The sequence below is a fragment of the Salinisphaera sp. SWV1 genome, from assembly GCF_052044155.1.
In the GTDB taxonomy this organism is placed as follows: Bacteria; Pseudomonadota; Gammaproteobacteria; order Nevskiales; family Salinisphaeraceae; genus Salinisphaera.
Genome location: NZ_JBQDYE010000032.1, coordinates 40,021 through 53,627, shown reverse-complemented (window position 1 = coordinate 53,627; position 13,607 = coordinate 40,021). Strand labels below are relative to the sequence as shown.

The window sequence follows — 13,607 nt, the reverse complement described above, 5'->3', positions numbered from 1 at the left end:
CACGGCGCGCACTACGCCTCGTCTTGCCGCAAAACAGCGCTTGGCGCGGACTCGCACAAAACGGCAACAGGCCCTAGTCTCGCATTGGCGCCGGCAAGCCCGGCAGGCCTGGTCCCGCCGCACCGAGCGCTGGCGCAGCCAGCTTGCCGACATCGAAAACACGCCGGGCCTGGGCTTGCTTTGCCTGATGGGCGCGGCGACCGGGGCCTGGCGGGCTCGGCGATCCTGTTGCTCTACGGACTCATTCAGGCCCTGCAATTGCCACTGTTTGCGGCCTTCGGCGACCACCAGTCCACGTTCGTGGCATCCGGTCTCGCCTTCCGGCTGGCGGCGCCGATTCTCGGCGCACTCGTGCTCGGCCTGCTGGTCGAATGGCGCCGCAAGCCGCTCGAGAATGGCATCGTGCACGTGATCGAACGGCTGATGTATTACCAGGGCCTGCTGCCGCTGCGCGCGGCGCTGGTCGATCTGGCCGCCTCGGCAATCTCCATCGCCACCGGCCAGTCGGTCGGCCGCGAAGGCACGGCCGTGCATGCGGGCGCATTCACCGGCAGCTGGCTGGCCCGGCGGCTGTCGTTGCCCAACAACAGCGTGCGCACCCTGGTCGGCTGCGGCACGGCCGCCGGCATTGCCGCGTCGTTCAATACCCCGCTGGCGGCCGTGATTTTCGCCATGGAAGTGGTGATGATGGAATACACCATCGCCGGTTTCGCACCGATCATCCTGGCGGCGGTAACGGGCTCCCTGGTGACGCTGAACCTGCCCAACGTCCACCCGGGCCTGATCGGCGCCGCCGAGCATTTCCATGCCGCCGAACTGCCCGCCATGACGACGATGGGGCTGGTGCTGGGCGTGCTGGGCGGCGGTTTTACCCGCATGGTCGGCCAGATCATGCCGCACCTCGCCAAGGTGCGCATCAGCCTGCGCATGGCATCGGCCGGCCTGGTCACGGGCATTCTCGCGACCGTCTTGCCACAGATCATGGGCCTGGGCTTCGAGACCGTGAACCGCGCGCTGGACGGCGACTACGGCGCTACCCTATCGCTCGGCATCGGCCTGGCCAAGCTGGTGGCCACGCTATTCGCCGTCGCCGCGGCGATTCCGGGCGGCGTCATCCTGCCGATGTTCGTCTGCGGCGCCGCACTCGGCAGCGCGTTTGGTACCGCCGCCGCCGGTGTGCTGCCGATCCCGGTCAGCGGCCCCGGGCTGTACGCCCTGCTGGGCATCGGCGCGATGATGGCTGCGGTGCTGCAGGCGCCACTGTCTGCGCTGGTGGCGGTGCTGGAACTGTCCGGCCAGACCGACATGGTGCTGCCGGGCATGCTGGTGATCATTGCCGCACTCGTCGTCTCGCGCCGGATCGCGGTGTCGGATTCCATATTCCGACTGTTGTTGCGCCGTCGCGGACTGGACTATCGCAACGACCCGGTGTCGCAGTACCTGCGGCGTGCCAGTGTGCTGAATACCATGAACCGCCGCTTCCGTGTGCTCGATGCGAAAACCACCCGAGCCGCGGTCGCCGATGCGCTCGATGCCGGCATTGACTGGCTGCTGATCCGGCCGGCCGAGGGTCGCGCCCAACTCATGCGCCCCGACGAGCTCAAGCGCATACTGGCCGAAGACGATGGCGACGCGGACCGCGAGATCGATCTCATGGATATCCCGGCGCACCGGGCCGATGCTTATCCGATCGACGTCCGCGCCACGCTGCAAGAAGCCTACGATCAGTTCGAATCGACCGAGGCCGAGGCGCTGGTGGTGCAACGCGCGAGCGCGCTCAGCGGGCGCCGGCCGACGCCCTACGGCATTCTCACGCCGGATACGGTGGCCGCGACCTACCGCCGCTGACCGCGACGCGGGGTCGCGGCCGGACCGTCGGCGGCCAACCGCCGATACAATGGCCCGGTCGCCCGAGCCACCCACGTCTGCAGGAGTTACCGCATGCTTTTTCTATGGATCAAGGCCTTCCACGTCACTTTCATGGTGGCCTGGCTCGCCGGGCTGCTCTGCCTGCCCTGGCTGTTCGCCGCGCACGCCGAGGCGCGGGGTGCCACCGACCGCGGTCGATTCAGCGCGCTGGAACGCCAGCTATCGATGCTGATGTCGATTGCCGCACTCGGAACGATTGCGTTCGGCGTCTGGATGCTGGCAATGCTGGGCGGCGGCTGGATCGCCGGCAATGGCTGGTTCCACGCCAAGCTCGCGCTGGTCGTGGTATTGATCGGCTACCACGGCTGGTGTCAGGTCCAGGCCAAAAAGCTGCGTGAAGAGCGGGCCACCGGTACGCCGGCGTTCTATCGCATGATGAGCGCGGTACCGGCAGTCATTCTGCTGCTGATCATGCTGCTGATCTTCATCAAGCCGTTCTGACCGCCGTGCCCGACATGAAAAAACCCGCCGCGAGCACCCCGCGGCGGGTTTTCTGCCGGGCCGGCATGAACCATGCCGTTGCTTATTCGGCGTCCGGCGTCTGGTTGATGTTCGCACCGGTCTGAGACTGCAGGAAGTTCGCTTCGCCCATGCTCTTGATCAGATCGAGCTGGGTTTCGATATAGTCGATATGTTCCTCCTCATCGGAGAGAATCTCGACGAACAGATCGCGTGTGGCGTAATCGCCCGCGTCCTCGCAGACCTTGATGGCCTCCTTGTAGTGGGCGTGGCCCTCGTACTCGGCGGCGAGATCGCATTCGAGCATTTCCTGCGGCTTCTCGCCGATGCGCAGCTTGCCCAGGTCCTGCAGATTGGGCAGGCCATTGAGGAAGAGGATGCGCTTGATGAAGCGATCCGCGTGCTGCATTTCCTCGATCGACTCGTTGTACTCGTGCTTGCCGAGCTCGAAGAAGCCCATGTCCTCGTACATGCGCGCATGCAGGAAGTACTGGTTGATCGCGGTCAGCTCCAGCTTGAGCGCATCCTGCAGATACTTGATTACGGTCGCATCGCCTTTCATTGCCTGTCCTGTGTCGGCCTGAACTCCAGTCAAGGTTAGCGGAGGTCAGGTTGGCGTACAAACGAGGCGCGTGTTCGCCATCGGCCGCCGCGGCGCTGCCGCGACCCGTGCCGGGCAGCCGTTCCGAATACGATCGATCAGGCGGTCGCGACCGCCGGCGCTTCGGCGGTGGCAATGGCCTCCGCACGGTCGCGCTCCTGGCGACATTCGCGGAGCAGGTCACGTGCGCAGGGCGCACAGCGGCCACAGCAACCGGCCACACCGAGTTTCTGGCGCAGCAAGCGCATGCTGCAGACGCCCTCGCAATAGGCTTCGCGAATCTGGCAGTCGGTGACCGCGTTGCACACACAAACGTACATGAGCGTTACCTCCGACGCGCAGTACAACGCTAATGAGAATTATTGTCAACTACGAATGTCGACGCCATTTGCTGCCGGGCGATTTGCCGTCCCGCCGGCGCGGACGGGGTTCGCTGCCGCGCCGGTCAGGAGGCTGCGCCCGTATTCAGATAGCTGGCCAGTTCATCCAACGCGCGGCGGTAGACCTGGCGCTTGAAGAACACGACTTCATCGACCGGGTCCCAGTAATCGACCCAGCGGTAACCGTCGAATTCCGGTTTTTCGGTGGCATCGAAGCGCACGCAGGACTCGGGCGCAAGCAGTTGCAGCATAAACCATTTCTGTTTCTGACCGATGCATAACGGCTGTCGATGGCGCCGGATATAGCGCTTGGGCAGGCGGTAGCGCAACCAACTGCGGGTCGCGCCGATGATCTCCACGTGCTCGGGCCGCAGCCCGACCTCTTCTTCCAGCTCCCGATACAGCGCCGCCCGCGGCGCTTCACCTTCGCGGATACCACCTTGAGGGAATTGCCACGACTGCTGGCCGATGCGCTTGGCCCAGAACACCTTGCCTTGCTGATTGCTCAAGATGATGCCGACGTTCGCTCGGAACCCTTGTGCATCAATCACGACGCCACCCTCGGTAAAACTACTGAATCAATTCTTTCATAAAATCGCAAGAAACGAAAAAACACAGGCTGAATCGACGGAACCCATGCTTCGCCGGGCGCAATTCTATTGTGCTCCACTTCGGTCGCTTCCCACGGCTCCATGCAGGCGTCATCATTGGATATCTGCCATTTCATTTCCAGCCGGGGCGCCGACGTGCGACTGACCTTTTTTGATCTCGACAATACGCTGCTCGCTGGCGACAGCGATTATGAATGGGGCCGTTTCCTGGTCGACGAGGACGTGGTCGATCAATCGACATTCGCGCGCGCGAACGACACCTTCAGGGCTCAGTACGAGGCTGGCGTACTGGATATCCATGCGTATCAACGCTTCGTGCTGCAACCGCTGATCCAGGAGTCGGCGACGCGCATGGCCGCGCTGCGCGAGCGCTTCGTGGCCACGCGAATCGCGCCGATCGTGGCTCGTCATGCGGCTTCGGTGATCGATTTTCACCGCCAGCGCGGGGATCTGGTCGCGATCATTACCGCCACCAACCGCTTCGTCACTGAACCGATCGCGCACTTGCTGGCAGTCGAACACCTGATTGCAACCGAGCCAGAGATCGTCGACGGCGCGTATACCGGCGCCATCGCCGGCACCCCGTCTTATCGCGAGGGCAAGATCACCCGCGCCCGCAGTTTCCTGGCGGCGTTGTCCATTCAACCCGAGCACGTGACCTTCTACTCCGATTCACACAACGACCTGCCGCTGATGCGGTGGGCCGACCGCGCGGTCGCAGTCGACCCCGACGAGCGGCTCGCGGCGGCGGCGCGCGAAACCGGCTGGCCGGTGATCAGCCTGCGCGGCGAGACCATGCCGACACTCGCCTGAACAGACCCGCCGGTCGACCGATCAGCCGCCCGGCGCGTCGCGCTGTTCATCCCACGCGGCCAGGTAGGGCACAAGCTGCGGCCGGAGCCGCCCATTGGTCGCCATGATGGTGCACGATTCCAGATCGATCGGGCCACCGCCGAGTTCGGTGACATCGCCCCCGGCCTCGCGCACGATCACGGTGAGCGCGGCGATGTCGAGGATATTGAGATCCGACTCGATGATCGCGTCGATCGCGCCACTGGCCAGCAAATGGTAGTGGTAGAAATCGCCGTAGCCTCGGATGCGATGGGCGTCGCCGGCCAACTCGCCGATCTTCGCCCAGGCCGGAGACGCGCCCAGCGCGGCGATGTTGCCCAGCGACAGGCTGGCTTCGGCGATCTCGTCGACGGCCGACACATGGATCGGCTCGCCGTTGAGGAACGCGCCCTGCCCGCGCGCCGCCCAGGCCATATCGCCATTACCGAAGGCCGGGGCATTGGATACGCCCACGATCAACTCGCCCTGGTGCAGCAGCGCGATCTGGGTCGAGAAGAACGGATAACCGCGCACGAAGCTCTTGGTGCCGTCAATCGGATCGATCAGCCAGACATAATCGGCGTCGATCGACTCGCGGCCGAGTTCCTCGCCATAAAAGCCATGATCCGGAAACGCGTCCGATAACACGCGCTTGATGACGCGCTCGCACTCGACATCGGCGATGGTGACCGGCGAGGCGTCGGCCTTGCGTTCGACCTCGAAGTCACCGTGATAATAACGATTGATCACGGCCTCGGCGGCGCGCGCCGCCTCGATCGCGGTCTCCAGATAACGGCTCAGATCCTCGGCCACGGTCTCTCCTTGGTTGCATGTAAGGGGCTTATGCTAGGGCCTGTTACCGTTTCGTGCGACCGGCCGACGCGCGCCAGCTGCCGTGCCCTAGCGCAGGACGCCCGCCAGCGTGAACGCGGCGAATACGGCGAGCAGAATCAGTACTGCCCGCGAGATCAACGACAGCGCATCGATCAGGGCCTGGTTGAAGCGTTCGGCCGGCATGCCCGCGGCGTCGGTGCCGGTTTCGCCCAGCGCGGCGCGCCCCACCGCGGCCAGCAGCCGCCAGCTGGCCACGCCACTGACATGCGTCGTCGCGCGCGCCGTCCGCCAGGCGGCGAACCCATGTCGGGTCTGGCCGGCGACGGCATAGATCACGGCGACGATGCGCGCGGGGATCCAGGCGGCGATGCCGTGCACGTATTCAGCGACGCGGGCCGTCGCCCGGGTTGCCGGATCGCGCGCAGCCAGGGCCGGCAGCTCGCGCACCAGCCGATAGAACAGCGCCCCGGTCGGCCCGGCAACGAAGAACCACAGCAGCACGCCAAGCACGCGTTCGTGCCCCTGCACCAGGACCGCGCCGAGAATGGTCGGCGCCGTGACATCGGCGGAGCGGCGCCCGGTCGCCCGTCGGCACAGCGCGATCGCACGTGCCTCGGCTTCGTCGTGCGCGGCCTGAGTGCGGGCGTGGGCCAGCGCATAAACGTCTTCCCACAGATCACGCGGGCCCAGGCTGACCAGCAGGCCGGCCAGGCCGAAAAGAAGCTGGGCACCCAGCCAGAGATGGGTATCGACCGCCCATTGCGCTGCGCCGACGACGATCAGCGGCGGCAGAATGACCGCCACGCCAGCCGGCCGCGCCAGCCAGAGCCGGCCGATGCGGGTGCGCTCGATCAACCGCACGTAGGCGGCGAACGCATTGACCTGCCGCCAGCGCGTGAGCTGGCCCAACGTGCGCTCGATGAGCAGCGCGGCCACGATCACGATCAGATGCATGCGCGATCCAGCAAGCGGTTGAAGGCGGCCCAGTCGAATGCCGGCCCGGGATCGGTCTTGCGACCCGGGGCGATATCACTGTGGCCGACGATACGCGAACGATTCATGCCCGGATAATGAAGCAAAAGCGCGGCGCTGACAGCCGCCAGCCCGCGATACTGGGCCGGCGCGTAGGGACAGGCGTCGGTCCCCTCCAGCTCGATGCCGACGCCGAAATCGTTCACGCGCTCGCGGCCATCGAATCGCGACAAGCCCGCATGCCAGGCCCGATCGTCGAAACCGACGTACTGAGTCAGCCGGCCGGTGCGCTCGATCAGCAGGTGCGCGGACACCTGCAGATGCGCAATCCCGGCGTAGAACGGGTGTGCGGCCGGATTCAACGTGCGGCTGAACAGTGCATCGACCTGGCCATGGCCGAAGCGCCCGGGCGGCAGGGTGATCCCGTGGACCACCAGCGTATCCACAGCGATGCCCGCCGGGCGCGTGTCGTGGTTGGGCGAGAGCACACGGCGTACGCCGCGCAGCCAGCCGTGCTGGTCGATCCGCAGTCGGGTGCCGGTTGGGTCCATCAGAAATAAGCCTGAATGCCGAAATCCACGCGCAGACCATCACTTATCCGGGTGTTTTCATAGCCAACGGTGGAACGAAAAGCGAAATTATCCACGATCGGCACCTGCGCGCCGAGCGTCGCCCAGCCATAGTGTCCGTTCGCGCCGGCGGCGTATTGCAGCCAGCCGGCCTCGGCCTTGAGCTGGACACCCGGCACGGGATAAGCCAACAGCCCGGCGCTGCCGCCGGCGCCCAGCGCCCACGCCGGCTGCAATCCCGGATTGGCGTCGAAGGACATCAGGCCGAAGGTATAACCGATCAGATCGCGCCCGCCCCAGGCCAGCCCCGGCCCGCCCTGCAGGTAGTAACCGAGATCATTGCGCGCATCGGTGAACACATGAGCCGACGGCCGGCGCCGCAGGCCGGTGTCGACCGTGAACGAGACCGGTTTGAACCAGGCATTGCGCGGTGACAACGAAGTGATCGACAACAAACGCATGTCGCCGAGCCGGACGCGACCGTCGCTCGGGTCCAGGCGCAGGCCGATGTCGGCGAAATCGATCGCCGCCCCGCGCGTGTAACCGCCCGGATTGTCGAGCAGGTCGTGATAGGCGGGCCGGATACGAAAGCCGAGCGAAAAACGGCCGTCGGCATAGACGCCCGAGGCATTCACGCGCAGCGAGCGATGCCCGTCCTCGGGCGAGACCTTCGGCGCCGGCACGCGTCCGAATGGCGAACGACGCGGAATCGAGGCGCGCACCGCGAGAATGTGATTGGCATAGTCGCGCCCGGACCGGCCGGGCACCGCCGCCTTCACTTCCTTGCTCGACAACTGGTAGTTCAACGCGTCGTAGGCCACTTCCAGCACCGCCGCCCGACGTTCCGGCTTCAGCGCCCGCACGGCCGGCGCATCCGGCGCGAGTTCGCGCCGCGAGATCCGGCGCGCCAACGCCTGCGCCGTCGGCGAGAGTTGCTCGGTCTCCCAGCGCAGCGTCGTTTCCATCGACGGCCGATAGGTCGCCGACCCCATCAGACCGGGGACATCCGCCAGCGACCGGATCGTATCGGATGGAATCGCATACCAGCTGTACTGGCGCGTCAGATGCAGATGCGGCCGGGCAACATCGAGCAGGCTCAAGAGCTGGTAGGCGCAATTCTTGTTGAGGAAGTAATAGACGAAATGGACGCTGCCCATCTCCCAGACATGGTCGACCAGACGCGACAGCTGCGCCCGGGTCAGGTTCAGCGGATACGACCAGACATCGCGATTCTCGATCCAGGCGTATTGCTTGACCTTCTTGTAATACGGAAACAGGCCGAACACACCCGGATAGCCACCGGTCAGCCCCTTCCAGACGAACCCGAGGCCGTGCTTGCCCTGCGGCGCGGCCGCCGCGAAATTCACCGCGTACGACAACAACTCGGTCCCCGGGCCCTTGCGGGACGAATCGATGCGCAACAGCGTATGGCCGAACATCGACGACGGACTGTTCGGAAACGCGGTGGGAAAAACCAGGCTCGCCGAAGACGGTGCGATCAAGGCGCGCCAGCGACGATAACCGGGGCAGTCATGGACCGGAAGATGCGAGGTATCGATATCCAGCGCCTTGACCAGGAACTTGCGGCGCGCGACGAACAGGCAGTACACCGGCAACTGACGCGGGCCGATCGGCCGCTTCGAGAACAGCCCGGCCAGCGTGGCGTCGAGCTCCGCCGCCGGGTCGGTGCGGCCGTCGGCGGCCAGAAAGAACCAACCGGAGGCCACTTCGCTGTGGACGCCGCCGTGCAGCCAGTTCGGCTCATAATGCAACAGCGCATGCCATTCGTCGGTCGCCGCCAAGTGCGCGCTCGCAGCGCGCGCCTGGAGCCGTTGCAGTTCGCCGCCCGGCACCTTCGCGGCGGCGGTGCCGGCAACCAGTGACAGCACGGCCACCAGCGTCGCTGCCACGCCCTGCCGACGCCGCCGGCCGAACCGCACCGCCGTCGTCGCTTGCGACCGGCCGGCCGCCGCTCGGTCGAGCGCCGGAGCCGGCGGACCACAGCGCACCATGCGTCCGCCTGGCGCGTTCGCGGGGCGATATGCGGCGAATCGCGCCTTGCCGGACACGATTTGCGGACGCCAACGCGGCGCTCGCACGAAACGGCAACAGGCCCTAGTCGTTGCCCGGGGTCTGGGCGTCGAAATCGCCCAGCGGCCGGGTAAAGGTATACTTGGCCGGCTCAGCGACCAGACGTTCGCGTGCCTTGTCGGTGTTATGCCCAAGCAGCGAAAACGGCAGGGACACGATGAACAACCCGGTGCCTGCCACCGTGGCCACCAGACTCAACGGGCGTACCACCGCAGCGTCGAAGGTCATGGCGGCGGCCGAGGGGGTTGCGGCATCATCGTTGCTCGCCGCCAGCGCCGGGGCCGCGACCACCAGCGACAGGGCGACGACGCTTGCGACAAACGCGCGCCGGATCAGGAGAATAGACATGTGGCGACCCCCGGAGTGCTGCACCACCGAAAGATTAGGCGCTGGTGCCATTTCATACAAGCCCGTCAATCCAATCGAGCCTTGGGATCCATCATGACCGCGCGCGAAGTCTATCTGGCCGCCGATCCGGTCAACGCCGAGATCGTCAAGGATATGCTCGTCGACCGGGGGATTCCCGCCCACGTTCGTCGCCAGCATCTCTGGGGCGGCATGGGCGAGTTGCCGGCCAACCTCTATCCCCAGGTCTGGATCGACGACCCGGCCGACTTCGAGCGTGCACATGAGCTCTTGACCGCGTTCGAGCAGGGCCCGGTGGAGGGCGGCCGGGCGTGGCACTGCCCCGGCTGCGGCGAAACCGTCGAGGGCCAGTTCAACGCCTGCTGGCACTGTCAGCATCCCCGCCCACACCCATGCACCTGATCCTGCATCGGCCCGAGATCCCGCCCAACACCGGCAACGTGATCCGGCTTGCCGTCAATATCGGGGCCGAGCTGCATCTCATCCATCCGCTGGGGTTCTCGATCGACGACAAGCACCTGCGCCGCGCCGGGCTGGATTATCGTGAGCGCGCCGTGATTCGCGAATGGCCGGACTACGACAGCTGGCGCGCCGCGCATCCCGACAACCGCGTGTTCGCCGCCACCAAGCGCGGCGACGTGCGCTACGACCGCCTGCGCTATCGCGCCGACGACGCCTTGTTGTTCGGCTGCGAAACCAAGGGTCTGCCCGCCGAGCGAGTGAACGCCGCGGATGCCGCGATCTATCTGCCCATGCAGCCCGGCAATCGCAGTCTGAACCTGTCGAACAGCGTGGCGGTGATCGCCTTCGAGGCCTGGCGCCAACTCGGCTTCGCCTGAACGCTCGCGCGTCAGGCCTTCGCGCCCGGGTCCAGCACTTCCCAGCCGGCGTTGTCCGCCTCGGCCGAGAGCTTGCGGTCGGGCGCGACCGCCACTGCCCGCCCCACCATGCGGAACAGATAGGCATCGTTGATCGAATCGCCGAAGGCGACGGCGTCGGCCAGCGGCAACCCGGCCCGGCTCGCCAGGGTCTCCGCCGCGTCGACCTTGGTCGGCCCGTAGGGATGGCGCCGCGGCGGCGCCGGGGTGAAACGGCCGTTCTCGGTACAGCAGGCCGCCCCGATGCAAAGTTCGATATCGAGCGCTTCGCCGAGTGCGTCGGCCAGAAACTGGGGCGTACCGGACAGCAGCACCACAGTGTCGCCGGCCGCCTGATGCGCCTTGAGACGCTCGACCGCCGGCGCATGCAGCACCGGCACGAGCACGTCGGCCACGAACCGACGTGCGAGTTCGACGATATGCCCGTATTCATGGCCCGAGAGATAGGCCTTGTTCTTCTGCATCACATGCTTGCCGAAGCGCGGCAGGTAGCGCAGCGCGAACCCGGCGAAGGCCAGCAACTGGCGCGGCCCGAGTGCGCCCACCTGCCAGAGATAGCGCGCGAAGCGCATCTCCGAAGAGGCCCCCGGCACGAGCGTGCCATCGATGTCGAAGATGACCAGACGCATGTCAGCCTCTTTGTGCGGCAGGCCGCTCATTCACGCAGAACTCCACGATCACCGGCAGACCACGGGCGACGCAGATCGCCGCCGAGGCCCAGGCCAGCACCAGACCGGTCGCCGACAGCGCACCGCCCCAGGCCGCCCAGAATTCGGGCGCAATCGCCGGAAACGGCTGCCAGAGCAGTATCCAGGCAAAGGTCACGGCCTTGAGCACGGCATAGAAGCCGCGCATGAAACGCCCGGCGACCAGGAAACGACCGATGGGCGACTGCATCATGTCGAACGCCGCCGTGCCGCTCGCGGCCCCCTTGCTGCGGATGGCGTCGACCAGGTTGCCGCGAATGATGAACAGCAGCGGCACCCAGACCCCGATGAAGCCCAGATGCGCAAGCACCACCCACAGCACCGTTTCCACGATGCGATCGATGGCGATATCAAAAGTGGCGCCGAACAGTGTTTCCTCGTTGAAACGCCGCGCGACCCAGCCATCCACGCCGTCGAGCGCGATGATCAGAATCGTGAGCGGCGCATTGACCAGCTGCAAGGCGGGAACGCCCGAGTAGACGATGCCCAACAGCAGGAACAGCAACAGAAAACGCCCGAAAGTGACCCAGTTCGCCATATGCCCGTTTATGTCTCGCCGGGACTGGTCGATATATCGCACCATGCCGTTGGGGCGAGGGCGCATCGACCGCCCCCGGGGCGGTGCTTGGTTTTCGATTCCTCGGCCGTGCCCGCGCTGAACGCCGGCCGCACGATTTCACGATCCTGTCATACGTATTCTACATGAGCGGCGCGCGCCAAGGGTTAGCACGGCTGCGCCCGCATCGCGACCGGTCCCGCTCCCGGAGCCCGGCCGGCCCGCCGATCAGCGGCACCAGCGCTGGCGCTGGACCTCGACCGCGATATGGCAAAGGCAATGCGCCCCTATTCGGCCTCGGCTCGAGACGGGCGATCGGTCAGCCGGCGCGCCGCGGCCTGCGGCGAATCGCCTTCGTGGAGTACGCGATACGCCTGCGCCGCGATCGGCATGTCGATGCCGTGCGCCTGGGCCATGCGGTGCACCTCGCGTGCCGCCCGCACGCCTTCGACCACCTGGCCGATCCGCGCCTCGGCCGTGGACACGTCATCGCCGGCCGCCAGCGCCAGGCCCATGCGACGATTGCGCGACTGGTCATCGCTGCAGGTCAGCAGCAGATCGCCCAGACCGGCCATGCCGGTCAGCGTATCGCGACGGCCGCCGAGTTCCACGCCCAGGCGCATCATCTCCGACAGCCCGCGCGTGATCAGCAGTGCGCGGGCGTTGGCGCCGTAGCCCAGGCCGTCCGACATGCCGACCGCGATCGCCAACACGTTCTTCACCGCCCCGCCCACGCCGACGCCGATCACGTCGCTCGAGGTGTAGACCCGGAACACGCCGTCGTGGAACGCCCGCGCCATGTCGGCGGCCAATGCCGGGTCGGCCGAGGCGATGGTGACAGCGGTCGGCAGGCCCCGCCCCACCTCACCGGCGAAGCTCGGCCCCGACAGCACGCCGGTGGCGCGGGCAGAGCCCAGCACGGCCGTGGCGACCTCGTGCGGCAACAGGGCCGTATCGGGCTCCAGCCCCTTGGTCGCCCAGAGCACGCGCTGGTGCGGGGCCAGCCATGGGGCCAGCGCTTCCAGGCCGGCCCGCAGCGCGTGGCTGGGCAGCACGACCACGACATCGTCCGCGCCGTCCATCGCCGCGGCCAGATCGGCCACGGGCTCCAGCGTGGGCGGAAAGGTCACATCGGGCAGGTAACGCGCATTGACGCGCGTCCCGGCCATGGTCTCGATCGCGGCGGCGTCGCGGCCCCACAGGCGCACGGCATGGCCGCGCCGTGCCAACTGGACCGCAAGCGCCGTGCCCCAGGAACCGGCGCCGACGACGGCGAAACAGCGCGGCAGAGCCACCGACACGATCAAGCCTGCAGAAACGCCTAGTGCGTCGCCTGGCTGGCGTCGCCGGGCGTGCCGTCCTCGCCCGCAAGATGCTGGGCATACAGCAGGTCGAAGTTCACCGGCTGCAGCAGGAAGTGCGGAAAGCCCGCGCGCTGCACCATGTCGCCCACCGACTCGCGAATATAGGGGAACAGGATCGACGGGCAGTAGGCGCCAAGCACATGATCGCGCTCATCGTCGGCCGAAAAGCCCTCGAGCTGGAACACGCCGGCCTGCTGCACCTCGACGATATAGGCCGTGCGCTCGCCCTGCTTGGCGGTGACCGTCACGGTCAGAACCACCTGATGGGTCTCCTCGGACAGCGACTGGATCTGCGTGTTCAGATCGACGTTGACCTCGGGGTTGTACTCCTCTGTGAACACGCGCGGGCCATCCGGCACTTCGATCGAGGCATCGCGGATGTATATCTTCTGCAGACCGACCTGGCGCTGGGCCTCGGTCTGTTCGGTTTGGCTGTCGTTATCTTCGGCCATGATCCCT

General features: G+C 66.5%; 17 protein-coding genes. 5 read left to right on the top strand and 12 right to left on the bottom strand.

Annotated features, from left to right (window positions below; translation table 11 throughout):
• Positions 1–180: 180 nt before the first annotated feature.
• Together ACS8YF_RS14850 and ACS8YF_RS14845 are read left to right on the top strand one after the other, a co-directional pair.
• The gene (locus tag ACS8YF_RS14850) at positions 181–1,848 is read left to right on the top strand and encodes a chloride channel protein (protein ID WP_440850928.1); all 1,668 of its coding nucleotides are present in this window, start codon (positions 181–183) and stop codon (positions 1,846–1,848) included.
• A 93-nt stretch (positions 1,849–1,941) separates the two neighbouring features.
• Complete coding sequence (locus tag ACS8YF_RS14845; protein WP_440850927.1) at positions 1,942–2,370, top strand: CopD family protein; 429 nt, start codon at positions 1,942–1,944, stop codon at positions 2,368–2,370.
• A gap of 82 nt (positions 2,371–2,452) precedes the next feature.
• On the opposite strand, the gene bfr is transcribed toward ACS8YF_RS14845, so the two are convergent.
• From bfr to ACS8YF_RS14830, 3 genes are all read right to left on the bottom strand, one after another.
• Positions 2,453–2,950 carry a bacterioferritin gene (gene bfr / locus ACS8YF_RS14840; protein ID WP_440850926.1) on the bottom strand — a complete coding sequence of 166 codons (498 nt, stop codon included), beginning with the start codon at positions 2,948–2,950 and terminating at the stop codon, positions 2,453–2,455.
• A 137-nt stretch (positions 2,951–3,087) separates the two neighbouring features.
• Positions 3,088–3,309 carry a (2Fe-2S)-binding protein gene (locus ACS8YF_RS14835; RefSeq protein ID WP_440850925.1) on the bottom strand — a complete coding sequence of 74 codons (222 nt, stop codon included), beginning with the start codon at positions 3,307–3,309 and terminating at the stop codon, positions 3,088–3,090.
• Positions 3,310–3,434: 125 nt separating this feature from the next.
• The gene (locus tag ACS8YF_RS14830; protein ID WP_440850924.1) at positions 3,435–3,920 is read right to left on the bottom strand and encodes an RNA pyrophosphohydrolase; all 486 of its coding nucleotides are present in this window, start codon (positions 3,918–3,920) and stop codon (positions 3,435–3,437) included.
• 195 nt (positions 3,921–4,115) lie between these two features.
• On the opposite strand from ACS8YF_RS14830, the gene ACS8YF_RS14825 reads away from it, so the two are divergent.
• Positions 4,116–4,793 (top strand): HAD family hydrolase, encoded by a 678-nt coding sequence (locus tag ACS8YF_RS14825; RefSeq protein WP_440850923.1) that lies wholly within the window; start codon positions 4,116–4,118, stop codon positions 4,791–4,793.
• 21 nt (positions 4,794–4,814) lie between these two features.
• On the opposite strand, the gene ACS8YF_RS14820 is transcribed toward ACS8YF_RS14825, so the two are convergent.
• The 5 genes from ACS8YF_RS14820 to ACS8YF_RS14800 form a co-directional block, all read right to left on the bottom strand.
• Positions 4,815–5,624, bottom strand: a complete 810-nt coding sequence (locus tag ACS8YF_RS14820; RefSeq protein ID WP_440850922.1) for an inositol monophosphatase family protein — start codon at positions 5,622–5,624, stop codon at positions 4,815–4,817.
• 87 nt (positions 5,625–5,711) lie between these two features.
• Positions 5,712–6,599 (bottom strand): regulatory signaling modulator protein AmpE, encoded by an 888-nt coding sequence (ampE, locus tag ACS8YF_RS14815; protein ID WP_440850921.1) that lies wholly within the window; start codon positions 6,597–6,599, stop codon positions 5,712–5,714.
• Positions 6,590–7,168, bottom strand: coding sequence for a 1,6-anhydro-N-acetylmuramyl-L-alanine amidase AmpD (ampD, locus tag ACS8YF_RS14810; protein ID WP_440850920.1), 579 nt, complete (start codon positions 7,166–7,168; stop codon positions 6,590–6,592). Before ampD ends, ampE begins: the two co-directional genes overlap by 10 nt.
• Positions 7,168–9,096, bottom strand: coding sequence for an Lnb N-terminal periplasmic domain-containing protein (locus tag ACS8YF_RS14805; RefSeq protein ID WP_440850919.1), 1,929 nt, complete (start codon positions 9,094–9,096; stop codon positions 7,168–7,170). Before ACS8YF_RS14805 ends, ampD begins: the two co-directional genes overlap by 1 nt.
• Before the next feature lie 205 nt (positions 9,097–9,301).
• A complete protein-coding gene (locus tag ACS8YF_RS14800; RefSeq protein ID WP_440850918.1) occupies positions 9,302–9,625 on the bottom strand; it encodes a hypothetical protein in 324 nt (107 codons plus the stop codon).
• Between the two features lie 93 nt (positions 9,626–9,718).
• On the opposite strand from ACS8YF_RS14800, the gene ACS8YF_RS14795 reads away from it, so the two are divergent.
• Positions 9,719–10,045, top strand: coding sequence for a putative signal transducing protein (locus tag ACS8YF_RS14795; RefSeq protein WP_440850917.1), 327 nt, complete (start codon positions 9,719–9,721; stop codon positions 10,043–10,045).
• Positions 10,036–10,482: a tRNA (cytidine(34)-2'-O)-methyltransferase gene (locus tag ACS8YF_RS14790; protein ID WP_440850916.1), complete on the top strand. Its 447-nt coding sequence runs from the start codon at positions 10,036–10,038 to the stop codon at positions 10,480–10,482. Before ACS8YF_RS14795 ends, ACS8YF_RS14790 begins: the two co-directional genes overlap by 10 nt.
• A gap of 11 nt (positions 10,483–10,493) precedes the next feature.
• Here ACS8YF_RS14790 and ACS8YF_RS14785 read toward each other — a convergent pair whose 3' ends face one another.
• From ACS8YF_RS14785 to secB, 4 genes are all read right to left on the bottom strand, one after another.
• On the bottom strand, positions 10,494–11,150 hold the full coding sequence (locus ACS8YF_RS14785; protein WP_440850915.1) for an HAD family hydrolase: 657 nt from the start codon (positions 11,148–11,150) through the stop codon (positions 10,494–10,496).
• Position 11,151: 1 nt separating this feature from the next.
• On the bottom strand, positions 11,152–11,766 hold the full coding sequence (locus ACS8YF_RS14780; RefSeq protein WP_158590681.1) for a CDP-alcohol phosphatidyltransferase family protein: 615 nt from the start codon (positions 11,764–11,766) through the stop codon (positions 11,152–11,154).
• Between the two features lie 305 nt (positions 11,767–12,071).
• Complete coding sequence (locus ACS8YF_RS14775; protein ID WP_440850914.1) at positions 12,072–13,085, bottom strand: NAD(P)H-dependent glycerol-3-phosphate dehydrogenase; 1,014 nt, start codon at positions 13,083–13,085, stop codon at positions 12,072–12,074.
• A gap of 20 nt (positions 13,086–13,105) precedes the next feature.
• Complete coding sequence (gene secB / locus ACS8YF_RS14770) at positions 13,106–13,600, bottom strand: protein-export chaperone SecB (protein ID WP_440850913.1); 495 nt, start codon at positions 13,598–13,600, stop codon at positions 13,106–13,108.
• Between the last annotated feature and the right edge of the window lie 7 nt (positions 13,601–13,607).

Coding starts and splice junctions, on each gene's coding strand:
- bfr (WP_440850926.1), bottom strand. CDS start 2,950: ATGAAAGGCGATGCGACCGTAATCAAGTATCTGCAGGATGCGCTCAAG.
- ACS8YF_RS14785 (WP_440850915.1), bottom strand. CDS start 11,150: ATGCGTCTGGTCATCTTCGACATCGATGGCACGCTCGTGCCGGGGGCC.
- ACS8YF_RS14800 (WP_440850918.1), bottom strand. CDS start 9,625: ATGTCTATTCTCCTGATCCGGCGCGCGTTTGTCGCAAGCGTCGTCGCC.
- ACS8YF_RS14795 (WP_440850917.1), top strand. CDS start 9,719: ATGACCGCGCGCGAAGTCTATCTGGCCGCCGATCCGGTCAACGCCGAG.
- ACS8YF_RS14790 (WP_440850916.1), top strand. CDS start 10,036: ATGCACCTGATCCTGCATCGGCCCGAGATCCCGCCCAACACCGGCAAC.
- secB (WP_440850913.1), bottom strand. CDS start 13,600: ATGGCCGAAGATAACGACAGCCAAACCGAACAGACCGAGGCCCAGCGC.
- ACS8YF_RS14835 (WP_440850925.1), bottom strand. CDS start 3,309: ATGTACGTTTGTGTGTGCAACGCGGTCACCGACTGCCAGATTCGCGAA.
- ACS8YF_RS14845 (WP_440850927.1), top strand. CDS start 1,942: ATGCTTTTTCTATGGATCAAGGCCTTCCACGTCACTTTCATGGTGGCC.
- ampE (WP_440850921.1), bottom strand. CDS start 6,599: ATGCATCTGATCGTGATCGTGGCCGCGCTGCTCATCGAGCGCACGTTG.
- ampD (WP_440850920.1), bottom strand. CDS start 7,168: ATGGACCCAACCGGCACCCGACTGCGGATCGACCAGCACGGCTGGCTG.
- ACS8YF_RS14780 (WP_158590681.1), bottom strand. CDS start 11,766: ATGGCGAACTGGGTCACTTTCGGGCGTTTTCTGTTGCTGTTCCTGCTG.